This is a genomic window from Bartonella sp. MR63HLJHH, assembly GCF_042194155.1.
Taxonomy (GTDB): Bacteria; Pseudomonadota; Alphaproteobacteria; order Rhizobiales; family Rhizobiaceae; genus Bartonella; species Bartonella grahamii.
The window spans coordinates 1-12,454 of record NZ_JBHIMN010000005.1; the positions used below are offsets into that span (position 1 = coordinate 1).

The 12,454-nt window shown below is 33.4% G+C and carries 11 protein-coding genes, 1 tRNA gene and 1 pseudogene; 2 read left to right on the forward strand and 11 right to left on the reverse strand.

Features of this window, described 5'->3' with window-relative positions; genetic code table 11:
* From ACFIKQ_RS04250 to ACFIKQ_RS04285, 8 genes are all read right to left on the reverse strand, one after another.
* Nucleotides 1–190 (reverse strand): POTRA domain-containing protein (locus ACFIKQ_RS04250; RefSeq protein WP_375645039.1); only part of this gene is annotated, 190 nt, incomplete at its 3' end.
* Nucleotides 191–618: 428 nt separating this feature from the next.
* Nucleotides 619–765, reverse strand: a complete 147-nt coding sequence (locus tag ACFIKQ_RS04255; protein ID WP_375656070.1) for a BrnT family toxin — start codon at nt 763–765, stop codon at nt 619–621.
* Between the two features lie 420 nt (nt 766–1,185).
* Nucleotides 1,186–1,731, reverse strand: a complete 546-nt coding sequence (locus ACFIKQ_RS04260; RefSeq protein WP_375656043.1) for a biotin transporter BioY — start codon at nt 1,729–1,731, stop codon at nt 1,186–1,188.
* Nucleotides 1,732–1,988: 257 nt separating this feature from the next.
* A complete protein-coding gene (locus ACFIKQ_RS04265; RefSeq protein ID WP_375635939.1) occupies nt 1,989–2,558 on the reverse strand; it encodes a biotin transporter BioY in 570 nt (189 codons plus the stop codon).
* A 15-nt stretch (nt 2,559–2,573) separates the two neighbouring features.
* The gene (locus ACFIKQ_RS04270; RefSeq protein WP_375635940.1) at nt 2,574–3,212 is read right to left on the reverse strand and encodes an energy-coupling factor transporter transmembrane component T family protein; all 639 of its coding nucleotides are present in this window, start codon (nt 3,210–3,212) and stop codon (nt 2,574–2,576) included.
* Nucleotides 3,209–3,889 (reverse strand): energy-coupling factor ABC transporter ATP-binding protein, encoded by a 681-nt coding sequence (locus ACFIKQ_RS04275; RefSeq protein WP_375635941.1) that lies wholly within the window; start codon nt 3,887–3,889, stop codon nt 3,209–3,211. Before ACFIKQ_RS04275 ends, ACFIKQ_RS04270 begins: the two co-directional genes overlap by 4 nt.
* 40 nt (nt 3,890–3,929) lie before the next feature.
* Complete coding sequence (locus ACFIKQ_RS04280) at nt 3,930–5,357, reverse strand: amino acid permease (protein ID WP_375656071.1); 1,428 nt, start codon at nt 5,355–5,357, stop codon at nt 3,930–3,932.
* A 1,073-nt stretch (nt 5,358–6,430) separates the two neighbouring features.
* Nucleotides 6,431–6,634, reverse strand: a complete 204-nt coding sequence (locus tag ACFIKQ_RS04285) for a SlyX family protein (RefSeq protein WP_012754685.1) — start codon at nt 6,632–6,634, stop codon at nt 6,431–6,433.
* A 453-nt stretch (nt 6,635–7,087) separates the two neighbouring features.
* Here ACFIKQ_RS04285 and ACFIKQ_RS04290 point away from each other — a divergent pair.
* Nucleotides 7,088–7,160: transfer RNA gene (locus tag ACFIKQ_RS04290), tRNA-Thr, on the forward strand.
* Nucleotides 7,161–7,260: 100 nt separating this feature from the next.
* Here ACFIKQ_RS04290 and ACFIKQ_RS04295 read toward each other — a convergent pair.
* Nucleotides 7,261–7,440 (reverse strand): helix-turn-helix transcriptional regulator, encoded by a 180-nt coding sequence (locus tag ACFIKQ_RS04295; protein WP_375635942.1) that lies wholly within the window; start codon nt 7,438–7,440, stop codon nt 7,261–7,263.
* 1,052 nt (nt 7,441–8,492) lie between these two features.
* Here ACFIKQ_RS04295 and ACFIKQ_RS04300 point away from each other — a divergent pair.
* Nucleotides 8,493–9,155, forward strand: a complete 663-nt coding sequence (locus ACFIKQ_RS04300; RefSeq protein ID WP_012754682.1) for a lysozyme — start codon at nt 8,493–8,495, stop codon at nt 9,153–9,155.
* Nucleotides 9,156–10,005: 850 nt separating this feature from the next.
* On the opposite strand, the pseudogene ACFIKQ_RS04305 reads toward ACFIKQ_RS04300, so the two are convergent.
* Nucleotides 10,006–10,453 (reverse strand): annotated as a pseudogene (locus ACFIKQ_RS04305) (integrase); the annotation flags it as partial.
* Nucleotides 10,454–11,186: 733 nt separating this feature from the next.
* Nucleotides 11,187–11,348, reverse strand: coding sequence for a hypothetical protein (locus tag ACFIKQ_RS04310; RefSeq protein ID WP_375635943.1), 162 nt, complete (start codon nt 11,346–11,348; stop codon nt 11,187–11,189).
* Nucleotides 11,349–12,454 lie beyond the last annotated feature (1,106 nt).

The window sequence follows — 12,454 nt, forward strand, 5'->3', positions numbered from 1 at the left end:
CAAGCCCTTGCTCTATCTGGCGCAGATTGGTCGGCTTCCCAATAAGGTTTGGAAAAGCCGTGGTGATTTCTCCTTGAGATTTCCTTCCAACTTTATGCCCATCAAGGGTAATATCTTCCATCACACCTTCAACTACAACAATCTTGAGATGACCGTGCAGGCAGAGTAAAATAGGCTTAAAATTTGCCAACAGTTAGAGGAATTAGTGTCTAAAAAATTCTGCTAATGAGGTTTATTTTGCTTTTCCTTGACTTTTAAGCCACGCTAGCATGTCTGAATCCACACGCACAGTTAGCAACAGTTTTCGTTGGTTTATAGAATGGATTGAGAACGGCGTTTTTCCAGAATGCATCATTGAGTGACGAAATATCTCTATGATCAATTGTACTGTCCGGCATTACAGCCAGTTTATCAACTTCAACTCTCTGTTTATCTGTCAAAGGTGATAAGTTACCTACCTCAATTTCATAACGAACTTTCTTCTTTATAACGTTTCCTTTCTTTCAAGTTGGCTCGCCGTGCTGAAATAATACGGATTACCTCTATGCCATCTTTATCGTCATGGACAGTATGCGCTACGAATAATAATAAAAAAACATCTATGAGCCCTAAAGCTTGCTAACCATACTCTCCGTTTTCAATACGATCTTGTTTAGCTATGGAGAATGGGTCCGAAAAAACACATGCAGCCATTTCAAAACTTACACGGTGCTTTCTAAGATTATTTTTTGTTTTAGCTTCATCCCACTCAAATCTTATTTTTATACCTTATATTAACACATTTATAAGGGTATTATGTACATCAAGAGTTTTAAATGAACACTGAATTATCGATGTTTTTGTACAATTAATATAATTTAATACTTTAAAAATTATTGATTAATTAACTGAAAATATTAAAAAAATAATAAATAATCCTAAGGCGTTATGCATATAATATGCAAATCGAATAAAACTTACAAGCATGTTGAATAAAATGATATTAATTGACTATTTAGGGGTCTGCTCCTGAAAGCAAAAAATAAATTTTGGTGCCGAAATATTCAACTTTCGTATGGCTACCTTTGAGAGCTATACAGATAAAAATACCAATAAAAAGTAAATAAAACAGAATGGTATTCCGTGGTACTTTTTAATCCACATACATTTGGTAAAAATTGTTCTTCAGTACAGAACTACCCCTTTTTAAGAATGAATGAGAGGAGCGATTTTTTTAATGGTCAACGCTACAAAGGATGCAATCAGCACTTTCAAGAAACCACCAGCCAAAAAACCTAATGAACTTATTAAAACCGTCAGCAAAGGAACCTGAGTCATATAAGCTACCCATGGTATTCCAAAAGAATAAACTATCCCAATGCCGCCCACAGTATTTATCACAAATAATGTTATAAAATTTAACCGCTTCCAAAACAATTCTACCATTAAACCAATAAAAAATGCAGCAAATGGAAAACTAATCAGATAACCACTCGTAACTCCTGAAAAAACACTAATTCCACCACGACCACCAGGCAATAGAGGTAACCCAATCGCAATAAGAACAAGGAAAAGAAGTGATGCTAAAGCTCCCCTTTTCGCTCCAAGTATAGAGCCTGCTAACATCGGAGCCATAGACTGAGCTGTAATAGGGACACCCAGCAAAAAAGGAAAATAAATAGGAGGAAAAAGACTCAAAACAGCGTAAATAGCGGCAAATAAAGCAATATAAACTAAATCTTTTGTATTCACTGAATTATTCCTTCACTATGAAAAAACTTTTGCTATTGTTGTATAATTAATAAAAAGTATCAGATTTATAAAAGTACACTTTAAATGCCTTAGATATAGAGAAAAATACTATAATAATTTATTTTAATAATATCACTTATATAAATCACATTGGATTCTACAATGTTTAATTACATCATAGATTACTATGGTTAAATTCAGTAAACTTATTGTGATACATGAATATCATATAATAACAGCATAACAAAATAATACATTTATTTTAGCTTGTTCTTATTATGCTTTGAATGAATGAGAGGAACAGATCTTTTAATCGCGAGTGCAACAAAGGATGCAATCAACACTTTTAAACAATCGCCTATCAAAAAACCTGATGAAGCCATTAAAACCTTCAGTAAAGAGACTTTGGTCATATACGCTGTCCATGGAACACCAAAAGAATAAACTATCCCAATGCCACCAACAGTATTTATCACAAATAATGTTATAAAATTTAACCGCTTCCAAAACAATTCTACCATTAAACCAATAAAAAATGCAGCAAATGGAAAACCTATTAAGTAACCACTTGCAATCCCTGAAAAGACACTGATCCCACCGCGACCACCAGGTAACAGAGGTAATCCAATCGCAACAAGAATAAGAAAAAGGAGTGACGCTAAAGCACCCCTTTTTGCCCCAAGAATAGACCCTGCTAGCATCGGTCCCATCGATTGAGCTGTAATAGGTACCCCTAGAAGAAAAGGAAGATAAATAGAAGGGAAAAGTCCCAAAATAGCATAAATAGCGGCAAATAAAGCAATATAAACTAAATCTTTTGTATTCATTTGATTCTTCTTTCACTATAAAAAACTTTGATTATTATGAGATGCTGTATCAATGGTATCAGCATCATAAGAACGCGCTTCCAATGCTTCAGCCACTTCTGAAGCCATTCTTATGGTTCGTATAATTAAAGGTATCGCAAGAGCGACAATGTTAGTATTAAGTCCCCGTGCTTGCTGTGCTTCATGTACCTCATTAAACTTTTCACTCAAAAGAGGAATAAACCTGATCGCCATAGAGATAACCATACTCACTTTTGATGGATTTATACCAAAACAGCAAAAAGGCTGAAGCCCGACTTCAATTGCATCCACCATATCTGAAACTTTTGTTGTGAATGAAACAAGTGATGATAAAGAAAAGAGGATAACAAGACGTAATATGACCTCAACCCCCGTAAGCCAACCGCTAAAAATAGTTTGAAATACAAATAAAAGAACTAAAAGCAATCCCATCGATTTAAATTGCTTTATCGCAGTTTTGAAAGGGACCTTGGCGACTCTATAGAATAAGATGACCAACAACAAAAATAACCCAAGAAGCGCTATGGAAGAAACCATTATTATAAAAGTTCCACACGCCGCAAGAAATAATAACTTAACTCCAGGACTTAACCTATGAATAAACGTATCCCTTGGAATATATAAACCGATCATGACATTCTTCTTATATACTCCTTGATAGCAACAAAAGGTACATCATCAATTGCTATCTCCCCCTTATCAAAAACCAGCACTCTATCAAACTTTTTCAAAAACTCCAAATCATGCGATACAACTATTGCCGTTTGTGGTAATTCTTCTATCACTTGCGTAACGCGATGCTTATTTCGCAAATCAAGTAATGTCGTCGGCTCATCAAAAATAATGTAGTCTGGTTTCATTGCAACTACACCGGAAATAGCAACGAGTTGTTTTTGCCCACCACTTAATAAATGGACAGCGTGATTTCTGAAGTCTTGAAGTTCATAGCGCTGTAAAATTTCATCTACACGCTCCTTAATTTCATCTTTACTAAGCTTTAAATTTTTGAGACCAAATGATAAGTCCTCTTCAACTAATGGTAAAACAATCTGATTATCGGGATTCTGAAATACAAATCCAACTTTACGCTTTACTGCTTTTGCATCGCGCTTGGTATCAAGCCCATCAACGCTTACAAAACCGTGAGATGGTAATTGGAGTCCATTAATAAGACGAACAAATGTACTTTTTCCAGAACCATTCGCACCTATAACAGCAATTCGTTTTTCGGTAAGCTGTACAGTAATATTTTTTAAAACACACAAATCACCAAAAACTTGTGTTACCTCATCAAATTTTATAGTCCCCAAGATTTATTCCAATCAATCCCTTTTATTAGCTCTTCTTTCTCTATCGTTTCAGTTTATAACCTAAAAGTAATAATAAGCACCATAGAGGAATAATAATGACTGCCAAACTCATATCAGGCATCTGTACAGGAATATATGTTTCAAGAAAAGGCACGCTTATTCCTATCATATCAAAAAGTCGAGTCATCAATCCATTTTGCCCAAAACCACTGATAAACATAATGCAAAATAATAAAGCAAGAAAGCAGAGACAAAGATAGTTAGCGTAAGGATATAAACCAAACGCATAAGTAAAGTCGCCTTTTTTGTTCTTATGTGCATTGCGAAATTTCAAATGAACAATAACAATAATAGCCCAAGTAATCACTGCTGCTGCAGTTGCAAGAGCCATGATCCGCATGAAACTATTATCAGGAACAAGAGCATTAACAACGACAATCAACACCGTACAGAATGATGAAAAAAGGATAGCAATATAAGGAACACGAGCAGCACTCAGTTTACTAAAAATATGTGGTGCATTTTTTTGTACAGCTAAACTATAAAGCATACGTCCATTAGAATAAATGCCACTATTGTAAACAGAAATAGCAGCCATAATCACCACAAAATTCAAAATATGACCAGCAGCAGGAATTCCTATAGTCTCGAAAATTGTAACAAAAGGACTACCATTTTTTCCAATCATATTCCAAGGGCTGATTATCATAATAACGCTGATAGAACCAATATAAAAAATTATAATTCTCCACATAACTTGACGGATAGCCGCTGGAATTGTTTTTTGTGGATCAGATGCCTCTCCAGCAGCAATACCAATAAGCTCTGTTCCTCCAAAAGAAAACATTACTACAGAAGTCGCTAAAACAACCCCTACTGCTCCATAAGGGAAGAAACCGCCATGGTCCCAAAGATAATGAATATTCGCTTGATTTTCCCCTAGTCCAGTGACAATGAGAAAAATTCCCAAAATAATCATACCAATAACAGCAACCACTTTGATCAAAGCGCAAGCAAATTCAAATTCTCCATAAAAACGAACATTAAACAAGTTAATGAATGTAACAAATAAAAGAACAACGAAAGATGCCTTCCAGTGATCAATCAAAATCCAATGATCAAGGTAAAACCCTATCACTGTAAGTTCAGCCATGCTCACAAGAATATAAAGAAACCAATAATTCCAACCTGTTATGAAACCAGCTAATCTCCCCCAATATTTATAAGCAAAAAAACTAAATGCTCCTGAAGACGGTTCTTCTACTGACATTTCACCAAGCATTCGCATAATGAAATACATAATAAGCCCGCCGACAAGATAAGATAAAATGACTGAGGGACCAGCTAATTGAATTGCCTCGGTTGATCCATAAAAAAGTCCCGTCCCAATAACGCCACCCAAAGCAATCATTTGAATATGGCGATTTTGAAGGCTACGCTTCAATTCATTGTGCTTTTTTTCAAACATCATGCCTCATTACTTTTGTTGAACCTAACCTCAACTTTTATCGAAAAATTAGGCACCTTTTTCAAAAAACACAAAACAAACGTAAACCTATTTTCTTATCATAATGCAACTCCTTATTTTTTTGTGCATTATACATATGCCCCGTTGAAGTTTTAAGAAAAAATATGCTCCACTATTTATTTAAATTAATGTCCTTCATTTTCGTTACACTAACCATTATAGCATTGGTCATTGATAACGCACACTCTGTAATCACATCACATTGGACAACAACCCCCTTTAATAAAATTTTAATAAACCTTCTGCAAACAGATGTCTACCACCTTAATCAATCTCTATGCAAAGTAATGCCTGATTTTCTGTCTTCAATTTGCATTACTCTCACTTATTTACCAGCATGGTTTATCTTTGGTGCTTTAGCAATAGTATTTTGTATCTTAAATTACGAAAAACAAAAACCTTTTCACAAAATATCATATACATATAACGAAGAATATATTTAATCTTGAAAAAGACTTCTAGAGCTCTTTGTACTATACACAACCGATATCGCTTAGAGCACCTCACCCGATTAAAACAACTGAAAATAACTTGATCATCAGAATGGATTAAAACGCTTTATTATAAATATACGCGCTCACTTATGATTTCTATAGATAACGATAACATCACTTCATTTGTATCACTTTAAAAAAATTAGCGAATAAATCTAACTCCCATCTATAGAAAACTCTGTACAGAAAAAACTTAACATATTGAAGTTCATATATTTTTATGGATGCTTTTTATACTCTACAAAAACTTTTCTTAATTTTAGTACTAGAAATCACATATAAAAAACGTCTTCTAATATCAGCACTCCTTATAAAATTGGAACTTCTTGAAATTAATGAAGAAGCTTATAAAAATTATTCTACAAATCTAACAAAATGCGTTAAATAAAAACTAATCTGTAAATAATTGCAATTGTAATAAAGAACATTTTGCACCTTCCTCCCATTGTGATATCCACCCTATTACATCTAAAAAAATCCAAGAGACTATTAGTAGAAAAATTTTTAAGCACCTTCTCCCTATTGAGAAAATGGTAAAATAACAGCTTCAGTAACACTCTGTTCTTTTAAATCTGAAAATCGTCTCGCTAAAACATCAACTTTTTTAGATATCTCATCCAAACTTTTCCATTGATTCGTTACCACTCGAGAAAGTTCCTCAATGAATTTTTCTTGGTAAGCTAGCTTTATTTCTAGTTCTATCAGCCGATCTTCATCCGACATGATTCTTACTCCATCTTAAATAAAAAAACGTGATTAATTTTATTAATCCTCCCCCTTTTTCTTCCCCTAAAAATGAGAAGTAACTTTTCAACTAATTCTACTCATCTTATTTGCACATTATAAAGGGTTTATAATGATCTTTATTTTCCTAATCACTTATTCAACAAATTTCTTTCTTAAGAATCAGAAATGTTTTTATCTTTACTAAGTTATCTTGACACCATTTTCCATCCTAAGGATCTACATTCCCAGCTTCTTAATTTGAGTGCTATCGTAAATTGGAAAGCATTTATAGTATTAAGATCAAAGAATACTGTCCTCTGACTTTTACATACTTCTCCTGCAAATTATTATCATATTTTATAAATTATTGAAAAAATGCATTCTTGCTTTTATACGTACTTTTAGCTATTACCCTCAAATTAGTTTTGTCTCATTGATTTACAAACCTATGCCGCATTAGCTCAGTTGGTAGAGCACATCATTCGTAATGATGGGGTCGCTGGTTCGAATCCGGCATGCGGCACCGCATTTTCTCTTTTTCATATTAGAACATATGGATTTTTATTTAATTATCTGTTTGAAGACCACCTTCTACAGTTTATATAATTTTACCTAATTTGTTCTTATTTCTTTGGAGTAAAGGCTAAGATCTCTTTCTTTCTCCACCTCACCGCTCTCCCTAGCTTATATGGCTCCGGAAACAACCCCTGAAGCACCCAATTGCGAATCGTTGTTGTGGATACACTAAAAAGCTGTACACATTCACGGGTTGTTACATATCTATCGCCATCATCAAATATCATCTCATTACCTTTCTCTTTTTTATGTTATGTAAATGGGCGGAGATGCTAGGAGGAGAGAACCTCCCATATCTTCAAGCGGCTTTTTGTTAAAATCTTTTGTATCTCTTGTACTATTGCCTCTAAAAAGATTTCAATAGCTTGATTGATTTGTTTAAGACGCTTCTGGAAACGTAGCCAATACAACACTAGACAAAGATGATACCATTGTCCCCGAATGCCCCATAAAACACTTCATATGAAAAAGACGAAAGCATTATTCATATGGAAAAATATATGAAACCGAAATCATCATTCAAGTTTATTACAATACAATATTCTTTACAACACTATCCAATATCATTGGTCCATATATTGAATATGCTCCACTACTATATTGTTTTAGTTGGAAACAGACTACTAGAGAGGGAGAAAATATCGATTATGTTTTTATATAACATTTTATTTAAAATCCTTCATAAAGATATTTTTTAAGAAAATTAAGCAATTAGAGGAAAAAATAAATAACAGTTAAATTCACTATAGATTTTTTGATTAAATATGTATAATACGTTATGTGTATATCGTATTGATTCTAAGATAATTTGTAGATCTATAATATTCAACTGTAATGTTTTTTTGTTTTTATGAAAATAATTCTATGGTGTAAGTTATGGGTTATGCAATTACTTGAAAATCAATACCTATTATTTCATTACTTATTATATCTCTTATTTTTTTGTTAAAAAATGCTTTTTTTCATCAGGATTATTGAAGTTTTTTTAAGTAAAGTTCTTCTAAATCATTCTGGATCAACTGTAAGAATTTATGAGTAAAATCTATCTGATTATAAATGGATTTATTATAAAGTTATTATATTGAGATGGAGATCAATTGCTGCAAAATGAATGGTGTTTAGCATAATATTTGTTCAAAAAACGATATGGGTTTTAACATAACTCACTATGGAGATTTTGAATTTATTATGCCCTTTCGCTGTTCTGTTCTTAAAAATGAGTAGATGTAAGTTTTCGATTCATATCCTGCTTTGTGTAGTTTTTTTATAGGTAAGAATAATGCGAAAAATATCAAAAGAAGGGCTTGCATTGATTAAGCAATTGGAAGGCTTACGTTTATCGGCTTATGAATATTCTGGTGGTGTATGGACAATTGGTTATGGACATACAAATGCTGCTGGTGCTCCAAGCGTCCACAAAGACATGCAAATTACGGAAAAAGAAGCTGAAAAAATCCTTTGTCAGGATTTGAGAGAGTGTGAACTCGTTGTTGAAAAAGCCGTTACCGTTCCTTTAAACAATGAACAATTCGCGGCATTAGTATCATTTTGCTATAACGTAGGAATAACAGCCTTTTGCAATTCTACACTTTTAAAAAAGCTCAATAAAGGTGCATATGAAGTGGTACCAACTGAATTGCAAAAATGGACAAGAGTAGGAGGAAAACGTATCCAAGGTCTTGTCAATCGCCGAGCAGCCGAAGCAGGATTATGGGCGAAAGGATCTCATGTTGCCCCAAATTATCATGTAGTAGAATCAGAAGGTGTGACAGGTATTTGCAAAGTAGAAGCTCTTGCACCAATCATAGGTTCTTTTTCAGGGCTTGGAGGGCTTTTTTCAGGAAATGGTCCTGTTCAATGGGTTTTAGCAGGCATTATGGTTTTAGCTGCTTGTACAGCTATGGTATACATTGCTAAACGCTTTCAAGAACACCGCCTATGATCTTATGGATAAAAAAATATCTAACAATGACGTCAGTGACCATAGCAACTTTTCTTATAGCTTTAGTGAAAGCCTTTTTTCTTGGGAAACAAGTTGAGAAGCAAAAGCAAACAAAGGAAGCTTTCAAGATAGGACAACACGGCTTAAGGTAGAAAATGAAGATTAATAAGAAAAGTGATGCTGCTATGCGTACTAAGCTTTCTAACTGGCTGCGCGACGAATGAACGAACTTCTTGTATTGGATGGCTGCCAATTTATTTGAATCGACAAGATATCAATGTGATTAATCCAAATTTGGCGAGAGATATTTAAAACATAATGAACAAGGTGCAGGTCTATGTGGTTGGAGACATAAACGGAAAATAAAGTGCTAAAGATACAATTCCTCTGAAACATTAATCAATGAAAAGATTTGAAAGAGGTCGATATATTCAGATTAAAAGTAAAAGAACTTAAAGGATAAAAACACTCTGGTGGTCGATTGGATTTAATTAGAGTGACGGAGATGTCTGAGTTGAAGCGAAAGAATTCAACAAGGTTATATTTGTATAAAGTGATTGAGTCTATTGATGTATTCTAAGAGCATCTTTGTTATCCTACCAAAAGAAGATGAGAAAAGATTTTACGGATTGCACTGCTATCGTCGTTCAAAGAACTAATGATAAACAACGTTCTGTCTTCAACAAAATAGGGTTTGGCATGCTTAAGAAAAACAATCTACGGGATTGTATAATGAATAATGGACAGCTTTTATGTGATTTGTGAATGACGTTGTTTCAGTTTTCTAATTGTAATAATGATGTTGAAGATAAGACAAATAGTTTCGCACGGTATCTGCTTTTTCATGCTAAAGTGGCGCAAAAACATTGTGAGTGATATTGGCTGTTAATTTTTCTGTAGTAAATTCCCTATGTGGGAAATAACATGAAACTCTAGTGGAGAAAACCAGCAACCGTTTTTACCTTCATTTTTCAACTCTGCTTTTTTGCTTTCAAAAGCCGTTTTTGCAATTTCTTGAAAAATATTGCTTTGCTGTTGTAAGATAACTTGTTCCTGAAATAAAATGGGACCATTACCTTCTTTTAAAATATCACTGTAATATCTTGCAAACTCATATGCTGCTTTTAGAGAAAGTTTGTAACGTGCCTTTCACGGCGTTTATTGTGATGTGTATAACGGAAAAATTAAGAGTGCGTATTATCTTTTCGAACATTCAACCACAATCTTACTTCATCACAATATTTACCTTAGGAAGATACTTTTACAAAAGATGCTGATAATCTATAAATCGCCCTCACCTAATTCACCTTCTCGTTCATCCTTCTATGCATTGCCCGTCCACCTTTTAAACCACCTTAAATTTTTGATATAGAATTTTTTCTTTAGTTTTTATTTTTTATTGAATCATAAAAATGATCTGTACCAATCTTGCCTCTATGCATCTTTATACATTTTGATTCTTGTTTCTAAAGCCCAGTCTACAAGCATGTCACTCTGTTTTTTATATTTAATATATATTTTTAGATTTATTCGTAACTTGCTAGAAAAGTTTCTATATTTTGATAGCAAATCTTCTATCAGTTCACTTTTTTCAAAAGATTCTGAAAGGATTCTCAAAAAGTCTACAAATTTAAAGACTCTTTAATGCGTATTGTTTCTTTTTTAGAAATCAAAATTGGTGATGCCTCATTCCTTACCAGAAATTGTATTATTTGAAGAGCAATCTGTATAAGATGATGTCATCTCTTTTATGAAGTTAACTAAAGTTTTTTGAATTTCTAGCATATTGTTTAAAGACAAAAGAAACCTCCCTTTTATTTATGCAAGCAGCTTAGACATCGGCTGATAATTCTCCCGCTTATAAAAAGCTTTTCTGGAATAACCTTCAGAACCACAATAAAGTGGTGAAAGATAAAACAAGTTTTTAGATGATCATAACGCACAATAAAATCAGACCAGTTTAAATGTTCAATGCTAACACCTGCTAAACAAAGGCAAATAAGTTTTAGCACGCCTTCAAATTGGAAAGACTTAAACCCACGCGCTACGACGGATTTCAACTCTCATCGTACGATTTACCTTCCCTCTAAAACTTAATCGCTGTAAATATAAAAACCTTGAAGCCTGTTCTAAATCCGTGAGAGTTGCTGGCTCTTGCTGTATTAAACGTTGAAACTCCTCACAGCTACTCATCTGAAATGCTAGCATTTTTCATAAAAGGACGATAGTAGCGTTGTAACATCCCCAAAAAGTTTACGACATCACCTGAGAGATTATTGCTGATTTCAGGGGATAGAATCAATTTCTGCTCAAAGAAAATCCCAGCCATACCAACAAAAGATTTAGTCTACATGCTATGAGAAATATCCTCAATAATTTTGATAATTTTTTTAGTCAAATTTCTTTTGTTACCAATATCAGCAGCAACTGTTGTGGAATTAACAGAATTATAATTTTTTATCTTAAAATGTATCCATTATTTTTTACATTCTTTCATCTATCTTAGCCTTCTTTTCACAGCTTCAAATGATAAAAAGTAGCTGCAATGTTAAGTTGTCTTGCATCGAACAAATTTCTCGCAAACTATCCCTATTGGCTAGATGACAACACATCCTCTATTTAAAGAAAGAAAACTTTTCTTTTTTATTCAGCGATAAAGTAAATATTATCCAATTACTTATGAGAGTAATTCGATCAAATGGAAACTGTAATTTTTTCCACTCTGAGTAATCCTGTACCCGTTTATATAGATTTGAAAAACACGCTGTTATGAATATTCATAAAAATGCTTTAAAAATTGATATCAGAAAAACTTCTGTTTAAAAAGGGAAAGGTGTTCTCTTACTTGCTACTGAAGAACCTGTTCAGATTTGTCTTGATATTGCTGTAGAGCTTCAAAAAACATAAAGTTATCCCAACGTTTACAAGTGTGCCAACAATTCAACTTTGAGATAATATATCTGTGCTAGAGTTATGCCAATCTCACCAATCTGTTATTGTCTGTGAAGAGCATAGTATCAATGGAGAAGCCTAGAGATGCAATTGTTAAATCGCTTATAGAACAAAACATTCTATGCCAATTTGTATCATTAGGAATACCTAACGACCCCATCTGCAATAAAAACAAACTGGATTTTTAATAAATTATGCAATCAATAGAGAAAGCATAAACAGTGTTAGCAATGACATACTATACAAAAAATATTCAACTGCTTCCTAATATGTTCGCCAGTTCAAAAACATCATAACTCATTGAGGATGCAAGAAAATAAGAAAGAAAAGCACATTAATTCACGCAG

What these genes read in the sequence shown, in the direction of transcription:
- ACFIKQ_RS04265 (WP_375635939.1), bottom strand. Translation starts at nt 2,558, where the DNA reads ATGAATACAAAAGATTTAGTTTATATTGCTTTATTTGCCGCTATTTAT.
- ACFIKQ_RS04285 (WP_012754685.1), bottom strand. Translation starts at nt 6,634, where the DNA reads ATGTCGGATGAAGATCGGCTGATAGAACTAGAAATAAAGCTAGCTTAC.
- ACFIKQ_RS04270 (WP_375635940.1), bottom strand. Translation starts at nt 3,212, where the DNA reads ATGATCGGTTTATATATTCCAAGGGATACGTTTATTCATAGGTTAAGT.
- ACFIKQ_RS04300 (WP_012754682.1), top strand. Translation starts at nt 8,493, where the DNA reads ATGCGAAAAATATCAAAAGAAGGGCTTGCATTGATTAAGCAATTGGAA.
- ACFIKQ_RS04280 (WP_375656071.1), bottom strand. Translation starts at nt 5,357, where the DNA reads ATGTTTGAAAAAAAGCACAATGAATTGAAGCGTAGCCTTCAAAATCGC.
- ACFIKQ_RS04310 (WP_375635943.1), bottom strand. Translation starts at nt 11,348, where the DNA reads ATGAGTAGCTGTGAGGAGTTTCAACGTTTAATACAGCAAGAGCCAGCA.
- ACFIKQ_RS04295 (WP_375635942.1), bottom strand. Translation starts at nt 7,440, where the DNA reads ATGATATTTGATGATGGCGATAGATATGTAACAACCCGTGAATGTGTA.